Origin of the sequence: Hafnia paralvei ATCC 29927 (assembly GCF_001655005.1) — a bacterium.
Taxonomy (GTDB): Bacteria; Pseudomonadota; Gammaproteobacteria; order Enterobacterales; family Enterobacteriaceae; genus Hafnia; species Hafnia paralvei.
In genome coordinates this window covers 145415-171835 of record NZ_LXET01000046.1, presented here as the reverse complement: position 1 = coordinate 171835, position 26421 = coordinate 145415, and the positions used below count along the sequence as shown (strand labels likewise).

25 protein-coding genes and 1 pseudogene are annotated in these 26421 nt (G+C 47.4%); 11 read left to right on the top strand and 15 right to left on the bottom strand.

The window, feature by feature from the left end:
• Nucleotides 1–206: 206 nt before the first annotated feature.
• Nucleotides 207–1099 (bottom strand): annotated as a pseudogene (locus tag M988_RS14470) (LysR family transcriptional regulator).
• Nucleotides 1100–1283: 184 nt separating this feature from the next.
• On the opposite strand from M988_RS14470, the gene M988_RS14465 reads away from it, so the two are divergent.
• Nucleotides 1284–1679 (top strand): (R)-mandelonitrile lyase, encoded by a 396-nt coding sequence (locus M988_RS14465; protein ID WP_008812709.1) that lies wholly within the window; start codon nt 1284–1286, stop codon nt 1677–1679.
• Nucleotides 1680–1884: 205 nt separating this feature from the next.
• A complete protein-coding gene (gene uraH / locus M988_RS14460; RefSeq protein ID WP_008812710.1) occupies nt 1885–2298 on the top strand; it encodes a hydroxyisourate hydrolase in 414 nt (137 codons plus the stop codon).
• Nucleotides 2299–2368: 70 nt separating this feature from the next.
• Here uraH and M988_RS14455 read toward each other — a convergent pair whose 3' ends face one another.
• Nucleotides 2369–2983, bottom strand: a complete 615-nt coding sequence (locus tag M988_RS14455; protein ID WP_008812711.1) for a TetR family transcriptional regulator — start codon at nt 2981–2983, stop codon at nt 2369–2371.
• 598 nt (nt 2984–3581) lie between these two features.
• Between M988_RS14455 and M988_RS14450 the strand changes: the two genes are divergently transcribed.
• Both M988_RS14450 and M988_RS14445 read left to right on the top strand, forming a co-directional pair.
• Nucleotides 3582–4745: an efflux RND transporter periplasmic adaptor subunit gene (locus M988_RS14450; protein WP_064574673.1), complete on the top strand. Its 1164-nt coding sequence runs from the start codon at nt 3582–3584 to the stop codon at nt 4743–4745.
• Nucleotides 4746–4783: 38 nt separating this feature from the next.
• Nucleotides 4784–7906, top strand: coding sequence for an efflux RND transporter permease subunit (locus M988_RS14445; RefSeq protein WP_064574671.1), 3123 nt, complete (start codon nt 4784–4786; stop codon nt 7904–7906).
• Nucleotides 7907–8143: 237 nt separating this feature from the next.
• Here M988_RS14445 and M988_RS14440 read toward each other — a convergent pair whose 3' ends face one another.
• The 6 genes from M988_RS14440 to rhaB form a co-directional block, all read right to left on the bottom strand.
• The gene (locus tag M988_RS14440) at nt 8144–8749 is read right to left on the bottom strand and encodes a transglycosylase SLT domain-containing protein (RefSeq protein ID WP_064574669.1); all 606 of its coding nucleotides are present in this window, start codon (nt 8747–8749) and stop codon (nt 8144–8146) included.
• Nucleotides 8750–8930: 181 nt separating this feature from the next.
• Nucleotides 8931–9245 (bottom strand): L-rhamnose mutarotase, encoded by a 315-nt coding sequence (gene rhaM, locus M988_RS14435; RefSeq protein ID WP_064574667.1) that lies wholly within the window; start codon nt 9243–9245, stop codon nt 8931–8933.
• 9 nt (nt 9246–9254) lie between these two features.
• Nucleotides 9255–10403, bottom strand: a complete 1149-nt coding sequence (fucO, locus tag M988_RS14430) for a lactaldehyde reductase (protein ID WP_064574665.1) — start codon at nt 10401–10403, stop codon at nt 9255–9257.
• 76 nt (nt 10404–10479) lie between these two features.
• Nucleotides 10480–11304: a rhamnulose-1-phosphate aldolase gene (gene rhaD, locus M988_RS14425; RefSeq protein ID WP_008812717.1), complete on the bottom strand. Its 825-nt coding sequence runs from the start codon at nt 11302–11304 to the stop codon at nt 10480–10482.
• 24 nt (nt 11305–11328) lie between these two features.
• Nucleotides 11329–12585 (bottom strand): L-rhamnose isomerase, encoded by a 1257-nt coding sequence (locus M988_RS14420; protein ID WP_064574663.1) that lies wholly within the window; start codon nt 12583–12585, stop codon nt 11329–11331.
• Nucleotides 12582–14003, bottom strand: coding sequence for a rhamnulokinase (gene rhaB / locus M988_RS14415; RefSeq protein ID WP_248846514.1), 1422 nt, complete (start codon nt 14001–14003; stop codon nt 12582–12584). Before rhaB ends, M988_RS14420 begins: the two co-directional genes overlap by 4 nt.
• A gap of 389 nt (nt 14004–14392) precedes the next feature.
• Between rhaB and rhaS the strand changes: the two genes are divergently transcribed.
• The 4 genes from rhaS (at nt 14393) to M988_RS14395 (ending at nt 17771) form a co-directional block, all read left to right on the top strand.
• A complete protein-coding gene (gene rhaS / locus M988_RS14410) occupies nt 14393–15214 on the top strand; it encodes an HTH-type transcriptional activator RhaS (RefSeq protein ID WP_008812720.1) in 822 nt (273 codons plus the stop codon).
• A gap of 134 nt (nt 15215–15348) precedes the next feature.
• On the top strand, nt 15349–16209 hold the full coding sequence (rhaR, locus tag M988_RS14405) for an HTH-type transcriptional activator RhaR (RefSeq protein WP_064574659.1): 861 nt from the start codon (nt 15349–15351) through the stop codon (nt 16207–16209).
• Nucleotides 16210–16281: 72 nt separating this feature from the next.
• On the top strand, nt 16282–17199 hold the full coding sequence (locus M988_RS14400; RefSeq protein ID WP_008812722.1) for an aldo/keto reductase: 918 nt from the start codon (nt 16282–16284) through the stop codon (nt 17197–17199).
• A 119-nt stretch (nt 17200–17318) separates the two neighbouring features.
• Nucleotides 17319–17771: a GNAT family N-acetyltransferase gene (locus tag M988_RS14395; protein ID WP_039187158.1), complete on the top strand. Its 453-nt coding sequence runs from the start codon at nt 17319–17321 to the stop codon at nt 17769–17771.
• Between the two features lie 6 nt (nt 17772–17777).
• On the opposite strand, the gene M988_RS14390 is transcribed toward M988_RS14395, so the two are convergent.
• Nucleotides 17778–19202, bottom strand: a complete 1425-nt coding sequence (locus tag M988_RS14390; protein ID WP_008812724.1) for an arabinose isomerase — start codon at nt 19200–19202, stop codon at nt 17778–17780.
• 10 nt (nt 19203–19212) lie between these two features.
• Nucleotides 19213–20247 carry an L-rhamnose/proton symporter RhaT gene (gene rhaT, locus M988_RS14385; RefSeq protein WP_008812725.1) on the bottom strand — a complete coding sequence of 345 codons (1035 nt, stop codon included), beginning with the start codon at nt 20245–20247 and terminating at the stop codon, nt 19213–19215.
• Between the two features lie 410 nt (nt 20248–20657).
• On the opposite strand from rhaT, the gene M988_RS14380 reads away from it, so the two are divergent.
• Entirely contained in the window at nt 20658–20981 is a 324-nt protein-coding gene (locus tag M988_RS14380) for a hypothetical protein (protein WP_008812726.1), read from the top strand.
• Between the two features lie 57 nt (nt 20982–21038).
• Here the strand turns inward: M988_RS14380 and M988_RS14375 are convergent, their stop codons facing one another.
• Nucleotides 21039–21461, bottom strand: a complete 423-nt coding sequence (locus M988_RS14375; protein ID WP_039187153.1) for a rhodanese-like domain-containing protein — start codon at nt 21459–21461, stop codon at nt 21039–21041.
• Between the two features lie 109 nt (nt 21462–21570).
• Between M988_RS14375 and ftrA the strand changes: the two genes are divergently transcribed.
• Nucleotides 21571–22548 carry a transcriptional regulator FtrA gene (gene ftrA, locus M988_RS14370; protein ID WP_064574657.1) on the top strand — a complete coding sequence of 326 codons (978 nt, stop codon included), beginning with the start codon at nt 21571–21573 and terminating at the stop codon, nt 22546–22548.
• A gap of 117 nt (nt 22549–22665) precedes the next feature.
• Nucleotides 22666–22863 (top strand): twin-arginine translocase subunit TatE, encoded by a 198-nt coding sequence (gene tatE / locus M988_RS14365; protein ID WP_008812729.1) that lies wholly within the window; start codon nt 22666–22668, stop codon nt 22861–22863.
• Nucleotides 22864–23044: 181 nt separating this feature from the next.
• Here tatE and lipA read toward each other — a convergent pair whose 3' ends face one another.
• The 4 genes from lipA to dacA form a co-directional block, all read right to left on the bottom strand.
• The gene (lipA, locus tag M988_RS14360; protein ID WP_064574655.1) at nt 23045–24010 is read right to left on the bottom strand and encodes a lipoyl synthase; all 966 of its coding nucleotides are present in this window, start codon (nt 24008–24010) and stop codon (nt 23045–23047) included.
• Nucleotides 24003–24674, bottom strand: coding sequence for a lipoyl(octanoyl) transferase LipB (gene lipB, locus M988_RS14355; RefSeq protein WP_004096416.1), 672 nt, complete (start codon nt 24672–24674; stop codon nt 24003–24005). Before lipB ends, lipA begins: the two co-directional genes overlap by 8 nt.
• A 155-nt stretch (nt 24675–24829) precedes the next feature.
• Nucleotides 24830–25093 carry a DUF493 family protein YbeD gene (ybeD, locus tag M988_RS14350; RefSeq protein ID WP_008812730.1) on the bottom strand — a complete coding sequence of 88 codons (264 nt, stop codon included), beginning with the start codon at nt 25091–25093 and terminating at the stop codon, nt 24830–24832.
• 109 nt (nt 25094–25202) lie between these two features.
• Nucleotides 25203–26414, bottom strand: coding sequence for a D-alanyl-D-alanine carboxypeptidase DacA (gene dacA / locus M988_RS14345; RefSeq protein WP_008812731.1), 1212 nt, complete (start codon nt 26412–26414; stop codon nt 25203–25205).
• Between the last annotated feature and the right edge of the window lie 7 nt (nt 26415–26421).

Here is a 26421-nt window from a genome sequence, read left to right as displayed (position 1 = left end):
TAAATGCTTAGTTTAAGCTTTCGAGACACACTAGCAGCTTTGAAATTTATTTATCATCGTATAAATCTTGATTAGTAAAGTGGATGCTTGATTATTGAGAAGTATGGAATATATCTAAACACAAGCCGTTCGACAGTAACTATAGAGAGTGAAATTGACATGGAGTGAAATTGAACGTGAAGATTCATCACTCCACTTATTGTGTGTTAGCGCTTGTAACGCAGAGCTTCGACAAACAGAGAAAAGGCTGTCGTATGCTGTTTGCGACTTGGGTAATAAAGATAGTAGCCAGGAAACGTGTTGCACCATTCTTTAAGAACTTGCACAAGTCGGCCATCGGCTAGCTCATTTTTAACCGAATCTTCAGGAACGTAGGCGATGCCAAAACCCAAATTGGCGGCATCAATACGTTGGCGCAGGCTATTAAAGATAAGCTGTCCATCGACCCTGACTCTCAATTCCTGCCCCTCTTTTTCAAACTCCCATGCATACAAACCGCCCATTGTTGGCAAACGCATATTGATACAGCGGTGATTCTGCAAATCTTGAGGTGTCTCAGGCGTGCCATATTGTTCGAAGTAACTAGGTGAGCCGACCACTGCCATGCTCATATCTGGACCGATACGTACGGCAATCATGTCTTTCGCTACCTGTTCGCCGAGGCGAATGCCTGCATCAAAACGTCCGCTAACAATATCGGTTAACGTGTTATCAACGACGATCTCAACGTTAATATCAGGATAAGATGCGAGAAAAGGCTTTAATACCGGCCACAAAACTGAATCGACAGCGTGTTCACCCGCGGTAATCCGAATATTGCCGGCTGGGGTATCGCGCATGTCGCGAAGGGCGTCTAGCTCGCTTTCTATCTCAGCAAACCTGGCTCAAGGCTTGTTGCTAACTTCTCGCCCGCTTCGGTTGGCGCAACACTGCGTGTTGTTCGGGTTAGCAGGCGTATATCGAGGCGTTCTTCTAATCCGCGAATGGAGTGGCTGAGTGCAGATTGTGACACACCCAACTTAGCAGCCGCTTTAGTAAAACTACGCTCTCTAGCGACGACAAGAAAAGAGATCAAATCGTTGAAGTTTTCTTTAAGCATTTCCTGACCCGCATTTTAAAACATAGATCCCATTATAATCAGATTAATGAATTTATTTCATAGCTCCTTTCTTGTTTCTCTATCTAGTGACCTGCTGCAAATGGGGGTAACTTTTAGTCAATAAAACGAGATGTGCTCACTCCGGTTATGTTTGCCGAAGTCGAAGAGATCATAAGAGGAAAAAATGAAAATTATTCGTAACGCTTCACAGGCATCCGTGTCAGGTTCAGCAGATTATTTTACCGGAAATGTTCGTATTGATGGCATGTTCCAAGCTGAAGAACCCGCTCGTGTTGGCGGTGCAACGGTAACTTTTGAGCCTGGCGCTCGTACCGCTTGGCACACTCATCCACTGGGACAAACGCTGATCGTCACGCAAGGCCGTGGTTGGGTGCAGGAACTGGGGAAAGATGTTCAAGAGATCAATCCGGGCGATATCGTTTGGATTCCAGAGGGCGTCAAACATTGGCATGGCGCAACGGCTGAAACAGCAATGACACATATCGCTATTGCTGAATCCCTAAACGGAAGCGTCGTTGACTGGATGGAGCACGTTACAGACGAGCAGTATCGCAAATAATTGAGAGAAATACGGCTTAATATATTGAAAATAAAGTCGTTGTTATCTGCTCATTGAAATAATGCCTCGCCAGAGACACTGTCGCTGAGCGGGGCATTTTTATTCTGTTATCTGCTCAAACTTAAACTTTTTGTGATAAACCCAGATTGGCGATTTCACATGTTAGATTCAAATTCCTCAATAAATACAAAAGGGCTAACTTCTAATGAAATCGTTGAAAGTCTTACTTCTGGCCTCACTGATAAGTTTAACGGCTACGGCTGGGGCTGAGCAGATCAAAAATCCCCTTAGCGTACACATACTGAATCAACAGACAGGACTGCCATCCGCGGGTGTCACTGTGACGCTGGAGCATAAAGAAGGGGATAAATGGGTCAATTTATCTAGCGCTGTCACTGACGAAGATGGCCGGATCCCTGCACTATATCCGGCACATAAAACGATGGCGCTTGGCGACTATAAAGTGACGTTTAAAACGGGAGCATATTTTTCAGCGCTAAAACAGGACACTTTCTTTCCTGAAATACCCGTAGTCTTTCATGTCACAAAAATGAATCAGCATTTACATGTGCCGTTGTTGCTTAGCCAATATGGCTATTCAACTTATCGGGGTAGCTGATGTTGATTGTTAGATTTATTTAATTATTAACTAGGTCGCGGCTCATCGCGGCCTTTTTTATGTAAATGAGTTACTGTATTTTTAATAATGTAATTAGGTTATCAACTAAGCCGGATGCGTTGCTGTTGAGATCGTAATTTTCAGAGCAGAGCAGCCAGTTCTCTATTAAACCACTCATATATGCCCTGATTATAATTACTGATTGTTCAATATTTAATTTTGATGGTAATTGATTTAATGTAACACAACGTTTTAAATTATTAGATAAACGTTCCTCTTCGAAATAAACCATTCGTCTAATTTCACTACGGGAAGTCATTTCTTTTGTGAATTCACACTGGTGAAACATTATTTTCATTAATGATTTTTGTTGCGGATCGCTGACCGCTGCACGTAAAATATAGGTCAGTGTCTCTTGCAGCGCTTTTAATGGATTATCTTTGTTTTTACTGTGAATTTTTTCTGAAATATACAGAGAGTAGTGAGCAGATTGCTGCCATATTTCATTAAATAGCTCTTCTTTATTTTTAAAGTGCCAGTAAATGGCCCCTCGCGTTACGCCAGCGGCACTAGCAATATCGGCGAGCGATGTTGAGGAGAATCCCTGCGTTGAAAATTCACGAATTGCTACATTTATTATTCTCTGTCGAGTAATAAACGCATCTTCTTTAGTTTTACGTGCCATAGCGATACCAAATTTTCCAGACTATGATTTACAGAGGGTTGTGAAATTCTGTACGATGCATTTCTTATTTTATTCACTCTATGGCTATTTTGTCATTTGTTTCTCTCGTCGAAAGTTACACTGATGATGTGGTGATGATTTCCTCACAAAGAGTCTTATAAGCGAGAAGGTAGTAGCCTATTCCATTAAATAATTTCAATGAATTATTCAACATAATTGTATGTGTTTAATTTATCTGTAAGCGGTGGGCATAAAGACTACGTAAGTTTGATAATTAAATTTACATAACAAATGACAGGTTATTACTTTTTAACTGGATGTTGTGCGCTCTATCTTTAAGTATATCATCATGGTTTTAGTGCATCTGATTGGTTGTATTGATTTATATAAAAAATATATGTATTTGAGTTTATGTGCCTCATGAATTTATCAATGACGTAGCTGTAGCTAAAGTCATTTTTATGTCATTCATTTTTTTTGATAGTCAGTTGGGTAATTAATAACCACAAAAGTGATTATGTGATGAATCATATTCTATTAAAGCATTCTCATTATTTATGTACGCCTGGCGTAGCTTCGAAATATTTAAGGAATAGCAATGAAGAAATACAGTGAGTTTATTCTCCTGCCCTCAGTCATCCTTCTTTCTGCCTGTTTCACTTTATCAGGATGTGATAGTGAGGACGTGAAAGCTCCGCTGCCACAACCGCAGGTAGGCGTTGTCACGCTTAAGGCTGAAGCTCTGCAGGTAACCACTGAATTACCAGGCCGTACTGATGCATATCGAGTTGCTGAGGTTCGTCCTCAGGTCGGCGGAATTATTCTGAAACGTAATTTCACGGAAGGTAGCGATATTCGCGGGGGGGAATCTCTGTATCAGATCGATCCTGCTCCTTATAAAGCGGCTTATGACAGTGCTCAGGGTGAATTAGCGAAGGCTGTTGCGGCGGCCAAGTTGGCACATTTAACCGTACAGCGCGATAAACCTCTATTAGGCGATCACTATGTTAGTCAGCAAGAATTTGATACTGCGATAGCGAATGCTCAGCAGGCTGATGCGGACGTGCAGGCAGCAAAAGCAAATGTCGAAACGGCGCGTATTAATTTGGCCTATACCAAGGTTTCATCACCGATTGATGGACGTATCGGACAATCCAATGTCACTGAAGGTGCATTGGTCACAATAGAGCAGGCGACAGCGTTGGCGACTGTGCAACAGTTAGACCCTATCTACGTTGATGTTACCCAGTCGAGCAATGATTTTATGCGCCTCAAACAAGCCGTGACTCAGGGAAGCTTGGAGAAAAGTGCTCAACAAGCTGAAGTGACGTTGGTTATGGAGAACGGACAGGCATATCCGTTAAAGGGCAAGCTGCAGTTCTCCGATGTCAGCGTAGATGAAAGCACCGGATCCATCACGATTCGCGCTCTATTCCCTAATCCTCAACACGACCTTCTACCGGGAATGTTTGTTCGTGCCCGTGTTGATGAAGGTATGCAAAAAGATGCCTTGCTGGTTCCCCAACAGGGGGTAACACGTAATCCGCGTGGTGAAGCGACAGTCATGTTAGTCAATGCTAAAAGTCAGGTCGAAGTACGTAATGTGACGGCCTCGCAGGCAATTGGCGACAAGTGGTTAGTCACCGAGGGATTACATAGCGGTGACCGCGTCATAGTGAGTGGACTGCAAAAAGTTCGTCCAGAAATGACGGTGAAAGTCGAAGAACAGAACCTACAGGCCAATGCGCCTCAGGGACAGTAATCGCTGTGGCGATGATTTATACAAGGTAAACCAAACTCATGGCTAAGTTTTTTATTGAGCGCCCGATCTTCGCCTGGGTACTTGCCATCATTCTGATGCTGGCGGGGGGATTGGCTATTCTGCGACTGCCTGTAGCCCAGTATCCAACGATTGCACCTCCTGCCATCGCGATCACAGCCACCTATCCAGGGGCTGATGCGCAAACGGTGCAAGATACGGTCACTCAGATTGTCGAACAGAATATGAACGGTATCGATAATCTGATGTACATGTCGTCCACGAGCGATTCTGCTGGTGGCGTGACGATTACATTGACCTTTAATTCTGGCACCGATCCAGACATCGCACAGGTACAGGTACAAAACAAACTACAGCTGGCAATGCCTTTGTTGCCACAGGAAGTTCAGCAGCAGGGGATTAGTGTTGAAAAGTCCAGCAGCAGCTTTTTGCTCGTTGCCGGTTTTATCTCCGATAACAAGAACCTGACGCAGGATGATATTTCCGACTATGTCGCATCAAATATCAAAGACCCTATCAGCCGTAGTAACGGTGTCGGGGATGTACAGCTATTTGGTGCGCAGTACGCGATGCGTATTTGGTTGAATTCCGATCAACTGAATAAGTATCAACTCACTCCAATTGATGTTATTAACCAGCTTAAAATTCAGAATGACCAGATTGCCGCAGGGCAATTAGGCGGAACGCCATCTGTGCATAATCAGCAACTGAATGCGTCAATTATTGCGCAGACACGTCTGAAAGACCCTGAGCAGTTTGGCCAAGTTTTGCTGAAAGTTAACCAAGATGGTTCGCAGGTTAGGCTAAAAGATGTGGCTCGTATTGAGTTAGGCGGTGAAAACTACAATATCGTCGCTAAAATCAATGGGCAACCGGCAGCAGGTTTAGGGATCAAATTAGCGACGGGGGCAAATGCTCTGGATACTGCGGCGGCTATCAAAGCTAAGCTGGCAGAGCTACAGCCTTATTTTCCACAGGGGATGAGGGTTGTTTATCCGTACGATACAACGCCGTTTGTTCAAATCTCTATTCACGAAGTTATCAAGACGCTGTTAGAAGCGATTATCCTCGTCTTTTTAGTCATGTATCTGTTCTTGCAAAATATTCGGGCGACGTTGATCCCAACGATTGCGGTTCCCGTTGTGTTGCTAGGAACGTTTGCGGTGCTTTCTGCGTTTGGTTATTCGATCAATACCCTCACCATGTTCGGAATGGTATTGGCGATAGGACTATTGGTCGACGATGCGATCGTCGTTGTTGAAAACGTCGAGCGTGTTATGGCGGAAGAACATCTATCGCCAAAAGAAGCCACCAAAAAGTCGATGGAACAAATACAGGGCGCATTGGTGGGTATTGCCATGGTGTTATCGGCCGTGTTTATCCCGATGGCTTTCTTTGGCGGTTCAACTGGTGCGATTTATCGCCAGTTCTCCATAACTATTGTGTCAGCCATGGCGTTGTCGGTATTGGTGGCATTGATCTTGACACCTGCGCTTTGCGCCACGATGCTCAAGCCGGTTTCTGCGGAAGGTCATGGCGAGAAAAAAGGCTTCTTTGGCTGGTTCAATCGGACGTTTGAGAAAAGTGCACATCACTATACGGATAGCGTCGGTGGGATTTTAAGAAGTACCGGTCGTTATTTAATTATCTATGTGTTGATAGTGATTGGTATGGGCGTGTTGTTCCTACGCCTTCCAACGTCGTTTTTACCCGAAGAAGATCAGGGCGTATTTATGACAATGGTACAGCTACCCGCGGGTGCAACTCAGTTGCGCACCCAGCAGGTGTTGGATCAGGTTACTCAATACTACCTGACAAAAGAGCATGCTAACGTTGAGTCAGTTTTCACTGTAAACGGCTTTAGCTTCAGCGGGCAAGGGCAAAACTCTGGGTTGGCATTTATCAGCCTGAAGCCTTGGGATCAACGCTCAGGCAAAGAAAACGGTGTGACAGCCATAGTCGGCCGCGCAATGAAGGCCTTCACGAAGATCAAAGATGGATTGGTCTTCCCATTCAACCTCCCTGCAATTATTGAATTGGGAACCGCAACCGGTTTTGACTTTGAACTTATCGATCAGGCTAACCTAGGTCATGAGAAATTGACTCAGGCACGTAATCAACTGCTCGGTATGGTGGCTGAACATCCTGAGGTCATGGTGCGAGTGCGTCCGAACGGTCTGGAAGATACACCTCAATACAAATTAGAGGTCGATCAGGAAAAAGCGCAGGCACTGGGGGTATCGCTGTCTGATATCAACCAGACTATCTCCATCGCTTTGGGGGGAAGCTACGTTAACGATTTTATTGATCATGGGCGCGTGAAGAAAGTCTATGCACAGGCTGATGCTCGTTTCCGTATGCTGCCAAGTGATATCAATAATTGGTATGTCCGCGGCGATAGCGGAAAGATGGTACCGTTCTCTGCATTTTCTACAGCGGGTTGGATTTCTGGATCGCCACGTTTAGAGCGCTATAACGGTTTACCTTCAATGGAAATTCTGGGGGAACCCACGCTAGGTAAGAGTACTGGTGATGCTATGCAGATGATGGAGCAACTGGTCGCTAAATTACCTGCTGGCATTGGCTATGACTGGACGGGAATGTCGTATCAAGAGCGTCTCTCGGGTAATCAGGCTCCCGCGTTGTATGCTATTTCTCTGGTTGTGGTATTCCTGTGCTTGGCAGCGCTCTATGAAAGTTGGTCTATCCCGTTCTCGGTCATGTTGGTTGTTCCACTCGGCGTTGTCGGGGCGCTCTTAGCGGCTGCGATACGGGGTATGAACAACGATGTTTATTTCCAAGTCGGTCTGTTAACCACCATTGGGCTTTCCGCTAAGAATGCGATATTAATCGTCGAATTTGCGAAAGATTTGATGGAGAAAGAAGGGAAAGGACTTATCGATGCGACATTAGATGCCGTGCGTATGCGTTTACGTCCTATTCTGATGACCTCACTGGCGTTTATTCTCGGTGTTTTACCGTTGGTCATTAGCTCCGGTGCGGGGTCTGGTGCTCAGAATGCTGTCGGCACTGGGGTAATGGGCGGAATGTTAACAGCGACGCTGCTGGCTATCTTTTTTGTACCCGTTTTCTTTGTGGTCGTGCGTCGTCGATTTTCTAAGGATGGAGCTCCTAGCAAATAAATAACGCTAGATCGTATAAAAAGGCCTGTGATGATGAGTCATAGGCCTTTTTACTGAGTCAAGGCTTACCGACAGGGGGAAAATCGGCAGACGGCTGAGGTCAAAAGGAAGAGCTGTTTGGATCATTGGGTAAGATAAGAATATGTTCGTCTATGATCGTGATTTTATTAAAGTACTGGTGCAGACCGACGAACGAAGCCTTGCATCACGATGCTATGTGCATCAGCGTTTGAAACCTTACAGGGTATTGTATACCTGTTCCACTTTTGCCATATATTTTGGCGCTTGGGCTGCGGGGTGATATTGGCGAACGTGCCAATGAAAGGCTTCCGGCGAGAGTTGATTGATCATTTTAATTGCCGTTTTTCGATTGCTCGAAAACGTGCGTAACAGTGCACCAGCGCCGTTTGCATAGGCAACTTCGGTGGCGTAGCGACGCGTCACAGGATCGTCGATCCAATTTAATTGCTGATATTGAATTGCGCCGATATAGGCAGCGCCTAGATCAATATTGGTTTCAGGATCGAGCAGATCGTCATCATCTGGACATCCGCTTTTACCTTTATAGCGATATGCATCGCAGCCGCCCGTTGAGGCTTTGAGCTGCATGAGGCCAATGGCATTGGATGGGCTGACTGCTTCAGGGTTGAAACTGGACTCCACCTGAATAATCGCCGCAATAAGCTTAGGATCGACTTTGTAGTCATCAGCGGCATCCTCAATAACATCATCGTAGGCATGAGCATCATACTTTTTATAACTATGTTTATGCGAACAGCCCGCTAAGAAAAGTATGCACGCAATGATGGCAAGTCTGGCTGGGTGTTTAGGTAATGAAATCATTGTGAACACCAATTTATTCCTAATTAATTGATATAGGTAAGTAATTTGGCGACTGTTGCGAATGGCTTATCAAAGAAGATCAGACAGCATCCTGCGCCCGAAACCGACGCAGGAATCATATAGTTATCGCGCTTTTAGATCACCTGATGATTTGTATCTTTTAGCAAAAAACTCAACGGGCTCAGGCAAGATAAAAGACTTCTCTCAGATCGTCGCTGACCGGACTGCAATCAGGATTACTAGGCATCACATCGCCCATGTGTTTCCACCAACGCTGACAGACATCCGTTTCGGCAATGGCATTCCAGCGCGCTTCAGATTCAACTTCGACGACCCCAAATAACAAATTGCGCTTTTCATCGAGAAAGATTGAATAGCGGTGTGCGCCATGTGCTTTGAGCTCAGCCTCCAGTTCGGGCCAAATTGGCGAATGGCGGCGTTGATACTCGGTATGTGCATCAGGGTTAACCTGCATGACGAAAGCTTTACGGATCATATCGGCTCCTTACAGCGCTTGGAGATAGAGTGCGCGTACCTGTTCGCGATCGGCACTGCGTGGATTACAAGGCGCGCAAGGATCGGCTAACGCTTTGTCTAACCAGCCTTCGATATCCGCTTCTTTGATGCTTAGCGTGTTAAATCCTGAAGGAATGCCCACGCGGGCGGAGAGCTGTCGAATCGCTTGAATTGCGCTTTGACTTGCTTGTTCTTCATTCATTTCATCTGTATTGACGCCCATGGCTTGAGCGATGCGAGCGAAACGAGCAACCGCATTCGGACGATTAAATTCCTCAATAACGGGGAGTAAAATGGCGTTACATACGCCGTGCGGCAGATTGTGGGTCGCGCCAGGCTGATGAGCTAACGCATGAACTAACCCCAAACCTGCACTGTTGAATGCCATACCTGCTAAATATTGGCCATAAGCCATCATTTCACGAGCTTGGAGATTCTGACCATTATCCACTGCTTGTGGCAGCCATTCGGTAATCATACGGATGGACTCAAGTGCGGAATGGTCGGTGAGCGGATGTGCACCAACGGAGACATAGGCTTCAATCGCGTGGGTCAGTGCATCCATACCGGTTGCGGCAGTGACTGACGCAGGGATATTAAGCATAACGGCAGGGTCATCGACGGCGATATCAGGAATGATATTGCTGTCGATAATGACTTCTTTCACCTGTCGCTGGCTATCGATAATCACGGCGTTGCTGGTAAGTTCTGCAGCGGTGCCCGCGGTGGTATTAATTGCGACGAGCGGTACGCCTGGGTTCTTCACTTTCCCCACGCCGGAATATGCCGTGGAAGGTGACGGATTTGCGGTCAAAATTTTAATGGCTTTAGTCGTATCAATCGGGCTACCACCACCAAAGGCAATCAGATAATCGCACTGATTTTGTTGATAAGCTTTAAAGCCCGCCTGTACTAGTTCTTCGGTAGGGTTAGGATAAACATCTTTGAATAAAGCGTAGGAGAGGTGGTGCTGTTGCATGGCATCAAACAGGCCATCTAACAGTCCCATTTCAACTAATTGGCCATCTGTGACGATCAGGGCTTTTCCCCATTTTTTGTCGCTGAGTAGCTTAACCATATCGCTGATTGCGCCGTTTCCGTGCAAGCTAATTTTGGGTAATGCCAACATAAAGCTCATGATATTGCTCCTGAAAATGAAAAACCGTTATGATGCGCCTCCGAAAAGAGGCGCATGCGATCGGTCTTTCTAGCGCTTAATCCTTGAGTGCGGCGGCCATTGGCGTAACACCAAACCGTGCCGCCAATGCGATGAGCTCTTGGGTGGAGATGGTCTGTCTTTTTCCGCCCATAGACAGTACTTTCACCATGATTTCCGCTGATTTTTCGGCGGTATCAATTAGGCCAAAAGCATCGTCGAGCGTTGGGCCGCTGCCGAAAATGCCGTGGAATGGCCAGAGTACTAATCCATGCTCGCGCATCTGCTCTGCGGTCTGAGCGCCAATACCATCGGTGCCTGGTACCATCCACGGTACGATGCCGATCCCATCAGGGAACACCACCAAACACTCGGTGCTGCCTTCCCATAAAAGGCGGGTGAATTTGGCATTGTCTAAGTCATGTACGTAACTTAGTGCAATTAAATTGGTGGCATGACAGTGCATAATGACGCGGTTATCGCCGCCGGTGACTTGCATGCGCACTATGTGTGACTGGAAATGTGCGGCGAGCTCTGATGTCGGTAACCCGCCTTTAGTCAGTCCCCAATGAATGTTGTAAGCCATACCATCTGCACTGACTTGTAATAGCACCAGATTTTCTTCCGGTGCGATTTGCACATTGCGGAAAAACTTCCCTGAACCGGTGACCAGAAACCAGCTGTTTGCCAATTCTGTTGCTGGCTGTGTCAGTTCAACGCAGCGCGGTTGAGCATTAAAGTCAGCGCGAAACGGCGCTACTTCTTCTTCTAAAAGACGCAGGCTGACATTACCGCCATTGCGTTCGTCCCAACCTTTTAGCCACATATCGCTGGTGGCCTTAATCATCCCCTGAACAAACCAAGAGTCGATGATGGATTGCATAGTTTTATTCCTTATTTTCAATAACTAACGCTGAGACAAAACCTGTTCTTCATATTCACGAACGGCATTCAACCAACGAGCGTCGGCGGGAACATCATTGCGCTGGCAATACATTTCCCATACGGCCTGCCATGGCAGTGATTTTTGCTCTTCCAGCAACGCGAGTCGCGCTGTGTAGTCGCCGCTTTCTTCCAGCTCGCGTAGATGCTCGGTCGGTTCTAACAGCGCGCGTAGCAGGGCTTTTTTCATGTTGCGTGTGCCGATAACCCACGCTGCGATGCGGTTAATGGAAGCGTCGAAGAAATCCAAACCGATATGCACACGGTCAAACAGATCGTGACGCACGATCTCATTGGCAATGGCCTGTGTTTCATCGTCGAGCAACACCACATGATCGCTATCCCAGCGAACAGGGCGACTGACGTGCAGCAGCAGGCGCGGTACATACAGCATGGCGCTGGAGATTTTGTCTGATATCACTTCGGTGGGATGGAAATGTCCCGCATCCAGACACAGGGCTGTCTGACGACTCGCGGCGTAACCGAGGTAAAACTCATTGGAGCCGACGGTATAGCTTTCAGCGCCGATGCCGAACAGCTTGCTTTCAACGGCATCGATATGATGAGCTGGATTGAGTTTTTCTGAGATGACTTCGTCCAGCGCTGAAGCTAAACGTTGACGCGGAGCCAGACGGTCAATCGGTGTATCTTTCATCCCGTCAGGGATCCAAATATTCATGACGGACGGAGTGCCTAGCTGCTCGCCAAAATAGGCAGAAATACGACGGCTGGCTTGGCAATGCTCAATCCAGAACTGACGTATTTCCGGATCGGAGGATGATAACGTGAACCCATCTGCGCTGAGCGGATGAGAAAAACAGGAAGGGTTAAAGTCTAATCCTAAGTGGTGTTTTTTCGCCCATTCAACCCAATGAGCAAAATGGCGAGGCTCGATTTTATTTCGAGCAACCGGCGTGTCAGACTCTAAATAAATCGCATGCAGATTAAGGCGTTTTGGACCAGGAATAAGCGAGAGCGCCATTTCCAAATCAGAGCGAAGTTCAGCGGCGTTACGTGCTTTACCCGGATAATTACCAGTAGCCTGAATACCGCCGGTTAGCGAGCCCTCTGGGTTTTCAAAACCGGCGACATCGTCGCCCTGCCAGCAGTGCATGGAAACAGGCAGTTGCTCCATCGTTTTCAATGCATTTTCAACATCGACGCCAACGGCGCTGAAACGCTGCTTTGCCAGTTCCCAAGCCTGATCGATTAAAGTGGTCATACACAAGTTCCTTTGAATTGGGCAGAGGTTTGCGCACCACTGTGAGTCTGTGGCGCGGATAAAGAATGCGGGTGGTTGGGGATGAAATGTTCTAAAGGGAAGTTATGCGCAACGATGCGGCGGAAATCAGCCACGTTAGCCACGTCGCCTAGCGCAATGAGCTGGCAACCGATATTGCCTAATGTGGAGGCCTCAACGGGGCCCGCGGTGACGTCTAGATTACATAGGTCAGCACATAGCTGATTGAGAAAACGATTCTGACTGCCGCCACCAACGATATGCAGGTGGCGGAGCGGCTTGCCGCGTAGCTCTTCGAGTTCTTTCGCCACCTGTTGATAGAGATTGGCTAAACTGTCGAAAATGCAGCGTGCTAATTCGGCTGGGGTTTCAGGAACCGGCGCTCCACGTTCACGGCAGTCATTCTGGATTTCCAAACACATGTTGTCTGGATTAATGAAACGTTCATCATTGGGGTTAATCAGAAAATATTGTGCTGGCTGTAAAGCGGCTTCAGCGATGAGGTCAGGTAGATATTGAACGTGCAACTCCTGCGTCGCGCGTTGTAGCAACCACAAACCCATAATATTTTTGAGGACTCGATAATGACCTTCAGTCCCCCCTTCGTTGGTGATATTAGCCTGTAGCGCCGCGTTATCAGTGAACGGTGTGACACTCTCGATCCCCATCAGTGACCATGTGCCCGAGCTAAGATAGGCTGCGTCAGGATCTTGTATTGGCGTTGCCATTACCGCGCTAGCGGTGTCATGTGTTGCAACGGCGACGACCGGCACGTTTTGCCCTTTAGGGCTATGCCAATAGCCGACGCGGTTGCCTGGCTGAGTCGGTTTCTGAAACCAGCGAGCGGGAATACCGGCATAGTTCAGCAAATCGGTATCCCAATCACCGGTATTGATATTGAGCAGTTGAGTGGTGCTGGCATTGGTGTATTCCCAATTCATTTTTCCTGTCAGTCGATAGTGCAGATAGTCAGGGATCAGCAACAAATGCTCGACACGATCCAATACCTCAGGCTGTTGTTCGCTGAGAGCTCGCAGTTGGTAAATCGTGTTAAAGGGTAAAAATTGGATACCGGTGCGTTGATAGATAAATTCGTGCCCCAGCGTTTTCTGTGCCTGAGTCATGACGCCATGGGTTCGGCTGTCGCGATAGGCTATGGGGTGTCCGACACGCTCACCGTTGGCATCAAGCAGCACATAATCGACACCCCAAGTGTCGATACCAATACTGTCTAGCAAGATTTTTTCAGCATCGATTTGTGTCAGCCCTGCGAGGATTTCACGCTCAATGCTATCGAGATCCCAAGTATCAAAACCATCGCGTGAGACTAGCTGGTTAGCAAAACGGCGAATCTCTTTGAGAGTCAACTTCTGAGTGCCGAGATGGTAGCTGGCTAGCATGACCCTCCCGCTTGAGGCACCAAGATCAATTGCGACAATATGGCGTGTGGTCATGTGGAACCGTCCGTCGTTTAACAATCTTATTAATCAATGACGGCCAGTGTAAAAACTTGCTTTGGAGGACACCTTCTCATGAATGCCAATGAAATACTGGTTTTGGCAATACAGCAAAGGTGAAAGTGAAGTTGGTCACATATCTTAGAGAGATCGCCCTGTGATGTTCGCCGCATTTCTAAATATTGGCGACGTTTTCTTAAATAAATGCGCGCTTAAAGTGGTTTTGGCGTCAAAAGTTTAAGGTTCGCATTGGCGCCTTCTTCTACTATCGCAATACAGAAGTGCTGGAGAAGTAACCAGTGCTGATACCCGAGACGATGAGGAGGTAGACCATGACTGTTTTGCACAGCATTGATTTTTTCTCTTCCGGCTATGCGCCCGTCGCGATAGAGCCGCGAGCACCGCAGCCTGAGTTTCCTGAGCACCATCATGATTTCTATGAAATCGTTATAGTGGAACAGGGCGCTGGCGTACATGTATTTAATGGTAATCCTTACACGCTTAACAGCGGATGTGTATGTTTTGTCCGTGACCATGACCGCCATTTGTTTGAGCATACGGATGGATTGTTTTTAACCAATGTCCTGTTTCGTTCACCGGATGCATTTAAATTTTTGTCAGGTGTTGAACAATTTTTGCCGAGCGAGCGTAACGGCGTTTACCCTTCGCATTGGAGAATCAGCCAGCAGGTATTGCAGCAGGTCAAAGTCTTAATGTCGAAGTTAGAGCAGGCGCCAGACAGCGAACGAGCCGAAGATATCGCCTTACATGAAAGCGTTTTTATGCAGCTAATTGTACAGCTTTGGCAAGGCTGCTCAGCGCAAATTGGTGATGACCAAGAAGGGCGTTTACGTCAGTTGCTCGATTGGCTACAAGACCACTATGCGGAGTCAGTGGAATGGTCAGAATTAGCCGATCGTTTTTCTTTACCGCTGAGAACGTTACATCGCCAGCTAAAAAATCATACAGGCATGACACCACAGCGTTATCTCACTCGACTGCGGCTTTTACAGGCTAGACATCAGCTTTGTCACAGTGATAACAGCATAACGGATATCGCTTACCAGTGCGGTTTCGGTGACAGCAATCATTTCTCTACCTTATTCAAACGCGAGTTTGACCAATCACCGCGGGCGTTACGCTGCCAGTCATAGCTTTCTACAATCTGACTTTGTGGTTTTTTATGCAGAAACCATAAAGAACAGATATGTGGAATAGAGAAAGCCGTCAACGTACGTTGCTGAAGATTTTGTCATACTGTCCGGCTATTTAAGAGTGGAGACAGGAGATGGGTAAGCTATTATTGCTCGAAAGTCGGGATTATCTACCATCCGAACAGATGCCTGTCGCTGTGGCAGATCGCTACCCGCAGCAGGTATTTGCTGAACATACCCATCAATTCTGTGAGATTGTTATTGTGTGGCGCGGCAACGGGCTACACATTCTTAACGATCGTCCTTATCGAATTACCTGCGGAGATATTTTTTATATCAACGCTGACGATTGCCATAGCTATGAGTCTGTTAATGAACTGGTATTGGATAATATTATCTACTGCCCAGAACGTTTGCGCCTGAATGCACAGTGGAATCTTCTGCTACCGCCCTTTGATGAAACGACGCGCCAGAATCATTGGCGTTTGAGTACGGGAGGATTAGCGCAGGCACGACCCATTATTGCTCAGCTGACGCAGGAAAGTCGTAAAAACGATGCGCTCTCTATGCAACTCACCGAGGCTTTATTGCTGCAACTCGCCATTGTGCTCAAGCGTTACCGTTATACTGCTGAAAGTGCACATTTACTCCCTGCGGGAGAACAGCTTGATCTGCTGATGGCATCCTTGCAAGGTGGGTTAGACAATCATTTCGATTTAGCGGCATTCTGTGCTGAGCATAAGTTGGTTGAACGTTCACTTAAACAGCTTTTCCGCCAACAAACCGGTATGACAATTAGCCATTATCTACGTCAATTACGTTTATGTCAGGCTAAGCGACTGCTGCGACGCAGTGAGTATCGCATTAGTGAAATCGCCACACGCTGTGGATTTGAAGACAGCAATTATTTTTCCGTGGTGTTTACCCGTGATGCAGGGATAACGCCGAGAGAGTATCGCCAGCGCTTTGTGACGGAACCTGAACGGGTGGTATAAACATGGGTAGGTATGTACTCTCAATAACATACGGGCAAGCACCGCGAGCCGTAAACCAGATAGGACAGTTTGATGAAACAAATTAAATTAGGTGGTTCTACTCTTCAGGTTCCAGCCATTGTCGTTGGATGTATGCGTATGGACGAACTGAAAGCGGTTGAAGCAGAAACCTTCGTGCAAACAGCACTCGATTTAGGCGCTAACTTCTTCGACCATGCGGATATTTACGGCGGCGGTGAGTGTGAGCGTATTTTTGCGCGTGCCGCTAAGCTAAATGACGACCGCCGCGAGAAAGTTTTTCTGCAGTCTAAGTGTGGTATCCGCAAAGGACTATTCGATTTCTCGAAAGCGCACATTCTCAAATCGGTTGACGGTATTTTAGAGCGCCTTGATACCGATTATCTGGATATGCTGCTGGTGCATCGTCCTGACGCGTTGATGGAGCCAGAAGAAGTCGCGGAAGCTTTCGATCATCTGCTGGATACTGGAAAAGTCCGTCGTTTCGGCGTGTCTAACCAAAGTCCTATGCAGATGGCGCTGTTGCAAAAATTTATGAGCCAAAAGATTTTAGCTAACCAGTTGCAACTGAGTATTACCAATAGCGGGATGATCCGCAGCGGTATTAACGTCAATATGGAGAACGCTTCAAGCATCGATCATGATGGTGAGGTGCTGAATTATTGTCGTTTAAATGATGTGACTATTCAGGCTTGGTCACCGTTCCAATACGGTATGTTTGAAGGCGTCTTCCTAGGAAATGCAAAGTTTCCAGAGCTAAACCAGAAAATTGACGAAATTGCAGCGCGCTATGGTGTTTCTAATACCACAATTACGACGGCATGGATCCTGCGCCATCCTGCAAATATGCAAATGATTTCTGGCACCATGAGCACCTCGCGCCTGAAGCAGATTTGTCAGGCTTGCGACATCACGTTAACCCGTGAAGAGTGGTATGAAATATATCGTGCTGCTGGCAATGAGTTGCCATAAAATTTGAACCGAATCCGTGACAGTAGCCAGAGGGGTGCTTCTGGCTATTTTTTATTTCTCTTTATCTCAATGCCGCGTAATATTTCGACCTGTTTATTTTCCAACCATGCTCCTTATTTATGATCCGTATCTTGCCGCTGTTTGAAGTCCCAGAGCATAGTGAACTAATAACCGACTGGCTGTTTCAGGCTTTTGGCAGCGAAAACAGTCGCGATTTTTTCGCGAGTATCGTTAACAGTAGTTTGCGGCCTGAAGGCTTGCCTGTCACATTTGTGGCCTTGCTCGATGATAAACCCGTCGGAACTGTGGGGTTGTGGCGCTGCGATTTGATTAGCCGCCAAGATTTGTATCCGTGGTTAGCCGCGCTCTATATTGATGAAAGTCAGCGAGGTTGTGGATTAGGTGCTCAACTCCAACATCATGTGGAAGCATTTAGCCGCCGAACAGGGTTTAGAGAACTTTATCTCTATGCGACCTTTGCCAATTATTATGAACGTTTTGGCTGGCAATATATCGGCGACGGGCTGGATTATCCAGACCAGCCCGTGCGTTTGTATCGCAAAGATATCTAAAGAAAATTAGATAATACGTTGGGTGCGCACACCTAATACATTGGCTAACTTCTCTAACTGTGATCCCCAGTGACCTAAGCCTATTGCGCAATGGTGTGCCGGCCCCGCTGTAGACCATGCTCGAGTGAAGTTTCGTGCTCCCATGCTAAAGCGGTAACGGCTATTGGTATTGCCGATATCCAACGTTTCTCCCTCTACCGACTCGCCCTCTGCGTATTGCAGCACGATTTCCCCACCGCGCGTTTCAACGACAGATAAAAAGGTGATCGGCCCATTTTTAACCGTCATTTGAATGGATACCCCACAGCCCGGTTTTCCATGATAGACAGGCAAAGGTACCAGTCTGACATCGCCTTCAGCCATCAGCGGGTGAGCGGGACCGTCGTGCCCCCAAAGCACCACATCGTCTTGGAGTTCAATGCCATAAGGTTCAGAGAAAGATCCTCCTGCGCCTAGTAATGAAAATATCTTCATCGCGATGACATTTTTAACTTCATACTCACCGGCAACAGGGATCTCTTTTTGTGTCAGCAGCGTATTGCCTGCAATCACGGAGGTGACGATGTTTTCATAGTCGTTCCCATGTTGTCCTTCGTAGTAGTAGGCCAAAGCGCCGAGATGATGTTGTTTAACCAACGCATCCAGCGCGCAGGCGGTATGTGCAGCACGCATCAGTTCTGATTCCGAGCATAGGGGATCAATCGTGAAGGCTTGGCTCATTTCTGTGCGTTTGCTATCTAACAACGCGGGCGTCGTATTTTGTCGCAGTTGATTGAGTTCGCACATTTCAAGGGGCTTGAAGCGTACGCCCAAACGGGCAGACAGATTGGTTAGGTTGCTGTAGACGTCATACATACCGTCATAATAATGCCCAAGTAAGCCGATTTGAGTTTTACTCAGAGCCATGCGTATCTGATAGGCGTTTAGCCACTCATCCAGTTCCGACCATACTTCGTCGTCGTTATGCAGTGCGCCAACTAAAAGTTGAAAGCCAATATTGGCGCGGTTAAAAACGTTAGCTAACTCGGGGGCGCTACAGGCCTGACAGTGCGCTAACCATTCCCCAGTACGGTCTCCACGATCGTCCATTTCTCTTATGCGCTGATAAGGAAGGCCGGTGTCTGGCTGTAGCGCAAGAATGAGCACGGGTTTTCCCAGTGCCTGAACCAGTGGCAATACGGTGGAGCTCAGTGCATAGGTGCTGATATAAAGCACGACCACATCCAAGGGGCGGTGGCGCATTTGTTCAAGTAGTTGATCCGTTGCGGTAACGGAGTCGATAAGTCCGCCGTTATGGATGTCATGTTGCTGTGCAAGACGTTGCTCAATTTCGCCAAGATAGCTTTCAAGGCGGCTTTTTAAGCCATGAAACTGCGGCCAGTAGGTGTCCAACCCGATCCCAAAAAGGAGAATATTTAATGGATGAGTCATCATTAACTCCTTATGACGCCATGCCAAGGCCGACAATATTGGCAGCGAGAATAATGATTAGGCAGCCTATGCACAGCACGCTAACCGGTTTTTTGCTGCTGCATTTCCATTCTTTGAGTAGTAGACCCACAATGCCGCCGCATAGCACGTAGAAGCTCATGTGTAGCATCCAACTCATGTAATCATACTTGGCTGGGATTTTTGCGTGTCCCCATGCGTAGAAGAAAAACTGCAAGTACCACATAAGACCGGCCAGCATCGAAAACAATACGTTGGTCACGATAAGCTTACGAGGCCAAGAAAAGTCAGCCTTGATGGAGATATTTTTTAGAGTCGCAAGGCGAATGAAGCAGTAGCCAAGGTTGATAAGCGCACCACCTCCCATAATAATCACATAGCTTGGTAACGCCACGTAGAGGGCATTAATACCGAGTGCTGCGGCAGCTTCATGCATAGGTTTAGCGGCATCCATTGCGAATGACATGCCCGCCGAAAAAATCCCGCACATGACGGCAAGCACTAACCCTTTTTTTAGGTTGAACTCTTCAGCACGGATTCCCATTGCGCGCTCTTTGAGTAAACCGGCATAGCTCACCGTTGCCACGCCGATAAGTGCGACGAATACACCTAATAGAGTCATGCGGCCGCCAGGAGTACCAAACAGCACGTCGATTCGGCCTTGCAGAATTGGCGTCATTAACGTGCCAATAATCAAGGTGATACCAATAGCAATGCCGATTCCCATCGACATCCCTAAATAACGCATTGTCAGGCCATAGTTGATATTTCCGATGCCCCACATGGCGCCAAACAGAAATACCGGTAAGAGAACAGCAAAGCTGAATGAGCCATAGTAGGCCCAGAAGTCGGGCAGCAAAATGTAGCTGACGAGCCAAGGAAGAATGAGCCAAGAAACGAATCCACCAATTGACCACATGGTTTCCCAAGACCAGTTTTTTACCTGTTTAAACGGCGCATAAAAACATGCTGCACTGGCTGCGCCCACCAGATGCCAGATGATGCCCAAAACTACAGAGTCGTTCATGAGTCCTATCCTTTTTTGTTATAAATGAGAGGCGACCGGTAGATGGGGTTTATGTGTAGGACGCCGCTTCTCTGAAGATTGGAGTCTAAATAGTGTTCAGAACGCGAACCTTCAGATGACTGCCGCAGGCATCTAGAAAATGGCAAAATTTAGTGGGTCGAGCAGATGTCGATCACAAAAGCATTTAAAAGCAGTGGGTTATTCTTGCTGCCAATTGACCGAGAGTAATAAGCGTGTATTTGTGAGAATTGAATGAAATATAAGAACTTTCCGATGAGCGGTGATTTCCGTAATCAACATTCGCTTTTAGCCAGCAAGCTAATTATGATTGCCGATGTAATCTATTTTTTGGTGCGTCGGAAGCCATTGGGTATACTCTATGGCTAACCTGTCGAGGGATGAGAAACGCGATGTCTGATTTGGAAGTGCAACTGCGTAATTCGCTAGCGGCTTTGGATGATCTTAAAGAAAGCTTTGAGCAACAGCGTCTCGTATGGCAACAAGAATGCGAAGGAATACGCATGCAGCTAGAGCAGGCGCGTCAGCGCGAGGCCGCGCTCTTGCAAAAGAATGAACAGCTGACTCGTAAACTAGTTGAACTGGGTTCATTGCCAGAAAATAATCCGTTATTAAAACAGTTCAAGATGGTTGGTGCTCACATTGAGGCTTTAGCTCAGGAGGCCACGGCTTTTAATAACTACATTTCTTCGGTGACCATAACCACACAAAGATAAGATTATCTATGTTTACATGGTGCATCTGAGCCGCTCGCTGTGAGCGGCTTTTTACGATTAGCAGCCGCATGTTACATTTTTTTGTGGCTCCCCAAAAAATGTAAAACCTTCATCTTGCCATCCCGTCATGCCTCCGATCATTTCTTTCACTGGATACCCCAATCGACTCAGCGCCAATGCCGCTTTTTGTGCACCGTTACAGTGTGGCCCAGCGCAATAAACCACAAACAGGGTGTGGCGGGCGTAGCGTTGATAAAGGCGTTGATCTATCTCTTTATGCGGCAGATTGATCGCTTGAGGCAGATGAGAGCGTTGATACAACTCTGGCGAGCGAACGTCGAGCAATACAAAATCTATATTTTGTTGCTGCAAGCTGTAATGAACATCTGAGCAGTCGGTTTCAAACTGAAATCGACGAGAGAAGTGGCGCTCAGCATCGGAAGAATCTGCTGGTGGAACATGGCTGACTAAGCTGGTCATCGTCTAAACTCCCTCGGTTGAATGAGTGACTACTGTATTGTTCATCCAGCCTTGCTTACAGTGGCAAATATGCCATATTTCCCAGTAAACCTGCCAATCATTGACCCCTATGGATAGAAACCCTGGTTTAGTAGCAACCTTAGCCTACGATGGCTTATGTAGTTTTGAATTCGGTATTGCGCTAGAGATTTTTGCTTTGCCGCGTCCCGAATTCGATTTCCCATGGTATCAGCACTGCGTGGTAGGTGTTGACGATGGGCCCATGCGAACCACCAACGGCGTGACGATGTTGGCTGAGCACGGGCTTGAATACTTAGCGCAGGCCAATACTATTGTCATTCCTGGATGGCGCGGGAATGACGTACCACCGCCGCCAGCATTATTAGAGGCTGTGCGAGCCGCATATAAGCGCGGCGTGCGTTTTATTACTATCTGCTCGGGTATTTTTGTATTAGCAGCCGCGGGGATACTCTCGGGTAAGCGAGTCACCACTCATTGGCGTTATTGCCAACAGTTAGCTGAACGTTATCCGGATGTTCAGGTTGATGCCGATGTACTCTACGTTGATAGCGGACAGATAATGACTTCGGCGGGGAGCGCGGCAGGGATTGATGCCTGCTTATATCTGGTTTCCAAGGATTTTGGGGTACAAATCGCGAATCGAGTGGCGCGCAGACTGGTTATGGCTCCTCAGCGTAGTGGGGGACAAAAGCAGTTTATTGCGCATTCTCTAGAGGTGAAAACACATGATGGTCTGTACCTGCTGTTAGAGAAAGTACAAACCAGCCTGCATTTATCGTGGAGCGTGAAAATGATGGCTCGTGAATCTAATATGAGTGAGCGGACTTTGGCTCGGCGTTTCGCAACGTCATTGGGGATGTCCCCCGCAAGTTGGCTTCAGCAGGCTCGAATGTCGCTGGCATGTGAGCAACTGGAATTGGGTAATAAACACATTGAGTCCGTTGCCGAGATGTGTGGTTTCTCAACCAGCGAAGGTTTTCGGCAAGCTTTTCGCCAACATTTAGGGATATCGCCTTCAGTTTATCGCCGCCGTTTTTCGCAGAACAATCCGTTAAGCGACGTCTAACTCTGTTACATATTCACATTGCTAATAGGGCTAAATTGGATATTAATAGATAAATTATGAAGAACGTTTTTTAGTCAGTCGGCTCTGTCGTCTGATGTATTCATTAAGAAGGTGTTTATGGAAGGTATCAGTATTACCAAATTGCTGGTGATTGCGGTTCTGATTGTTTTGCTGTTTGGCACTAACAAGCTGCGTACTCTGGGTTCAGACTTGGGGGCTGCGTTGAAAGGCTTTAAGAAAGCCATGAATGATGACTCAGCAAAATCAGGTGCAGATGCCGATAGTGCTGCACCCCGCGTTGACCATAAAGACTGATTCGGTTTTTCAGCGGTAGCTGAGTAGCCAATAAAAAAACCGTAGAGAGTGAGCCTTCTACGGTTTTTTCTATATAGTTTGCTAGAAATGAGGCCGCAGAGATATTTGCTCTGGCCTCATGGATTCTGGCTGTAGTCCTGTTCTCTTGTAAAAAAATATGTCTACAGAAACAGACTGGGTATTACTTCACTTCGACGCCCTTGGCCTGCAAGTCTGCGTGGTAAGAAGATCGTACGAACGGGCCACAAGCAGCATGGGTAAAGCCCATAGCCATAGCTTCTGCTTTCATCTCTTCAAATTCGTCAGGGCTTACGTAGCGCTGTACCGGTAGGTGGTGGCGACTCGGCTGCAGATATTGGCCGAGAGTTAGCATCGTGACTCCGCGTGCACGCAGATCGCGCATCACTTCGATGATTTCCTCATTTGTTTCCCCCAAGCCTACCATCAGACCGGACTTGGTTGGAATCTCTGGATGTGCCGCTTTGAAGTTCTCGAGCAGCTTCAATGACCAGTTGTAATCAGCACCTGGACGTACTTGGCGATAGATACGCGGAACGTTCTCAAGGTTGTGGTTAAACACGTCCGGTGGTGTTTCCGTTAAAATATCTAGTGCACGTTCCATGCGGCCGCGGAAGTCCGGCACCAACGTTTCGATACGAATGGTCGGGTTTTTGGCTCGAATGGCACGGATACAGTCGGCAAAATGTTGAGCACCGCCGTCGCGCAAATCGTCGCGGTCAACGGAGGTGATGACCACGTAACGCAGCCCCATATCAGCAATAGTTTGTGCTAGTTTTTCTGGTTCATTGGCATCTGGCGCAACTGGGCGACCATGTGCAACATCGCAGAACGGACAGCGGCGGGTACAGATAGCCCCTAAAATCATAAAGGTGGCCGTACCGTGGTTGAAGCATTCAGCCAAGTTAGGGCAGGAGGCTTCTTCACAGACGGAATGCAGGCCATTTTTACGCATGGCCGCTTTAATACCTTGAATACGACTGGAATCCGCGGGGAGTTTGATTTTCATCCACTCAGGTTTGCGCAGCAGCTGTTCTCTTTCTACGGCCACTGTTTTCACTGGGATAAGGGCCATTTTGTCTGCGTCACGGTATTTGACGCCGCGTTCCATCAGAATTGGTTTACTCATAATCGTGCGGGTTCCAGTTGCTTAACTCGGCTGATTGATAGCCCAGTATTTGAATAAATTGCTCGACCAGTACCGACTGTACGTTTTCCAGCGTAACGTCGGGGTTCAGTGCGCTGATCTGTGTCATTTGCATGCCTGCGTAACCACAAGGGTTAATCCGGCTAAATGGGCCGAGATCCATGGCGGTATTCAGCGCCAGCCCGTGGAATGAGCAACCTTTACGGATGCGTAATCCCAGCGAGCAAATCTTTTTTTCACCCACGTAAACACCGGGAGCATCAGCTCTGGCATGTGCCTCGATGCTGAACTTTTCAAGCGTGTTAACGACGGTTTGCTCTATCGCGGTCACCAGTTGGCGAACGCCAAATTTGTTACGTTTCAAATCGACAAGGACATACATCACCTGCTGGCCAGGGCCATGATAAGTGACTTGGCCACCGCGATCGCTTTGGATCACAGGAATGTCTCCTGCAGCCAATACGTGCTCGGCTTTGCCTGCCTGACCTTGTGTAAATACCGGATGATGTTGCACTAACCAGAGCTCATCGGGCGTACTTTCTGTGCGCTGGTCGGTAAAAGTATGCATGGCTTGTGATACGGGAACATAGGGCTGCAACCCTAGTTGACGCAGTATGATCTTGTCTTGTTGCAAACGAGTCATCATCCGGTTACAAAATTGGTAAAGCCATTATACCGAGATGCACCCTCAGCGACCAGTGCTGATCGTTCAAAAAAAAGCGGCTCAATAAAGCAATCATGCCTCATCGAGCCGCTTAGCCTGCATACTTGATGCAGGGAGATAACGTTAAAAAACTGTAATTACAATACGGTACGTACGATTTCGATTTTACCCAGTTCTTCATACAGCGTTTCTACCTGCTCAATATGAGTCGCATTAATTGTAATCGCGACGGAGTGGTAGGTGCCTTTGCTGCTTGGCTTAACCTGTGGCTGATAATCACCAGGTGCATGGCGCTGCACCACTTCGACCACCTGATCGACCAGCTCAGGCTGCGCTAAACCCAATACTCTATAGGTAAAAGAGCAAGGAAATTCGAGCAGTTCATTCAGTTTAGTTTTCATGTTGCGCTCCAGCATTTTGCTTCAATCTATAAATTATAACTCCCGCCGGAGCGGGAGTTATTGTTATTCATTATATGGGGATGAAATTTCCCGCTTTCAAGAGGCTGGATTAACCAAACCAACGATGGAACATCAGTTTGATATGGTCGATCATACGACTGAAGAAACCACCTTCTTGCACTTCGTTGAGCACCACTAATGGACGCTGTTCGATAGTTTTACCATCAAGTTGGAAGTTGATGGTGCCCACGACCTGATTTTTTGCCAGAGGCGCATCAAGTTCGGTTGAGTTCAGCGTGTAGCTTGCTTTCAAATCTTTCATGCGGCCGCGAGGGATTGTCAGGTAGACATCTTTATCGACGCCGAGCTGTGCGCGATCGGTATCACCAAACCATACTGGCTCAGAAGCGAATTCACGGCCAGCTTTCAATGGAGAAACGGTTTCGAAGAAACGGAAGCCCCAAGTCAGCAGTTTTTTACTTTCGCTTTCACGGCCTTTGCTGGTGTGCCCACCCAGTACGGCAGAAATTAAGCGCATCTGACCTTCGGTTGCAGACGCGACCAGATTAAAGCCTGCAGACTCGGTATGACCGGTTTTGATACCATCAACGTTCATGCTGGTATCCCACAGCAGACCATTGCGGTTCATCTGACGAATGTTGTTAAACGTGAACTCTTTCTCTTTGTAGATAGCGTACTCGTTTGGTACATCACGAATAAGAGCCTGACCAATCAATGCCATATCGCGAGCTGAGCTGTACTGCCCATCAGCATCTAAGCCGTGTACGGTCTGGAAATGAGTGTTCTGCAAACCCAGAGCCTTAACGTAGTTGTTCATCAAACCAACAAAAGCGTCTTGACTGCCAGCAACGTAATCCGCCATTGCAACACAAGCGTCGTTACCCGATTGCAGATTGATACCGCGGATCAGCAGAGAGACAGGAACGCGATCGCCTGGTTTCAGGAACATCAGAGATGAGCCTTTGAACACTGGATTACCGGTCGCCCAAGCATCTTGTCCAACGGTCACAACATCATTCTCAGTGAACTTACCGGCTTTCATTGCCTGACCAATAACATAACTGGTCATCATTTTTGTCAGGCTAGCAGGGTTTCGACGAGCGTCAGCGTTAGACTCCGCCAAAACTTTACCTGAGTTGTAATCAATCAGGATATACGCTTCCGCATCGATCTGCGGCACGCCTGGGATCATGGTCTTAAGATTAACGTCGTCAGCATGAACTACATTGACCATACCAATGGCGAGAAGGCTGCTGAGCGCAATGCGTTTTATCGAACGGGAAGCAAAATTGTATTTCATGATAGGG

What these genes read in the sequence shown, in the direction of transcription:
- M988_RS14465 (WP_008812709.1), top strand. Translation starts at nt 1,284, where the DNA reads ATGAAAATTATTCGTAACGCTTCACAGGCATCCGTGTCAGGTTCAGCA.
- uraH (WP_008812710.1), top strand. Translation starts at nt 1,885, where the DNA reads ATGAAATCGTTGAAAGTCTTACTTCTGGCCTCACTGATAAGTTTAACG.
- M988_RS14455 (WP_008812711.1), bottom strand. Translation starts at nt 2,983, where the DNA reads ATGGCACGTAAAACTAAAGAAGATGCGTTTATTACTCGACAGAGAATA.
- M988_RS14450 (WP_064574673.1), top strand. Translation starts at nt 3,582, where the DNA reads ATGAAGAAATACAGTGAGTTTATTCTCCTGCCCTCAGTCATCCTTCTT.
- M988_RS14445 (WP_064574671.1), top strand. Translation starts at nt 4,784, where the DNA reads ATGGCTAAGTTTTTTATTGAGCGCCCGATCTTCGCCTGGGTACTTGCC.
- M988_RS14440 (WP_064574669.1), bottom strand. Translation starts at nt 8,749, where the DNA reads ATGATTTCATTACCTAAACACCCAGCCAGACTTGCCATCATTGCGTGC.
- rhaM (WP_064574667.1), bottom strand. Translation starts at nt 9,245, where the DNA reads ATGATCCGTAAAGCTTTCGTCATGCAGGTTAACCCTGATGCACATACC.
- fucO (WP_064574665.1), bottom strand. Translation starts at nt 10,403, where the DNA reads ATGAGCTTTATGTTGGCATTACCCAAAATTAGCTTGCACGGAAACGGC.
- rhaD (WP_008812717.1), bottom strand. Translation starts at nt 11,304, where the DNA reads ATGCAATCCATCATCGACTCTTGGTTTGTTCAGGGGATGATTAAGGCC.
- M988_RS14420 (WP_064574663.1), bottom strand. Translation starts at nt 12,585, where the DNA reads ATGACCACTTTAATCGATCAGGCTTGGGAACTGGCAAAGCAGCGTTTC.
- rhaB (WP_248846514.1), bottom strand. Translation starts at nt 14,003, where the DNA reads ATGCTAGCCAGCTACCATCTCGGCACTCAGAAGTTGACTCTCAAAGAG.
- rhaS (WP_008812720.1), top strand. Translation starts at nt 14,393, where the DNA reads ATGACTGTTTTGCACAGCATTGATTTTTTCTCTTCCGGCTATGCGCCC.
- rhaR (WP_064574659.1), top strand. Translation starts at nt 15,349, where the DNA reads ATGGGTAAGCTATTATTGCTCGAAAGTCGGGATTATCTACCATCCGAA.
- M988_RS14400 (WP_008812722.1), top strand. Translation starts at nt 16,282, where the DNA reads ATGAAACAAATTAAATTAGGTGGTTCTACTCTTCAGGTTCCAGCCATT.
- M988_RS14395 (WP_039187158.1), top strand. Translation starts at nt 17,319, where the DNA reads ATGATCCGTATCTTGCCGCTGTTTGAAGTCCCAGAGCATAGTGAACTA.
- M988_RS14390 (WP_008812724.1), bottom strand. Translation starts at nt 19,202, where the DNA reads ATGACTCATCCATTAAATATTCTCCTTTTTGGGATCGGGTTGGACACC.
- rhaT (WP_008812725.1), bottom strand. Translation starts at nt 20,247, where the DNA reads ATGAACGACTCTGTAGTTTTGGGCATCATCTGGCATCTGGTGGGCGCA.
- M988_RS14380 (WP_008812726.1), top strand. Translation starts at nt 20,658, where the DNA reads ATGTCTGATTTGGAAGTGCAACTGCGTAATTCGCTAGCGGCTTTGGAT.
- M988_RS14375 (WP_039187153.1), bottom strand. Translation starts at nt 21,461, where the DNA reads ATGACCAGCTTAGTCAGCCATGTTCCACCAGCAGATTCTTCCGATGCT.
- ftrA (WP_064574657.1), top strand. Translation starts at nt 21,571, where the DNA reads ATGGATAGAAACCCTGGTTTAGTAGCAACCTTAGCCTACGATGGCTTA.
- tatE (WP_008812729.1), top strand. Translation starts at nt 22,666, where the DNA reads ATGGAAGGTATCAGTATTACCAAATTGCTGGTGATTGCGGTTCTGATT.
- lipA (WP_064574655.1), bottom strand. Translation starts at nt 24,010, where the DNA reads ATGAGTAAACCAATTCTGATGGAACGCGGCGTCAAATACCGTGACGCA.
- lipB (WP_004096416.1), bottom strand. Translation starts at nt 24,674, where the DNA reads ATGATGACTCGTTTGCAACAAGACAAGATCATACTGCGTCAACTAGGG.
- ybeD (WP_008812730.1), bottom strand. Translation starts at nt 25,093, where the DNA reads ATGAAAACTAAACTGAATGAACTGCTCGAATTTCCTTGCTCTTTTACC.
- dacA (WP_008812731.1), bottom strand. Translation starts at nt 26,414, where the DNA reads ATGAAATACAATTTTGCTTCCCGTTCGATAAAACGCATTGCGCTCAGC.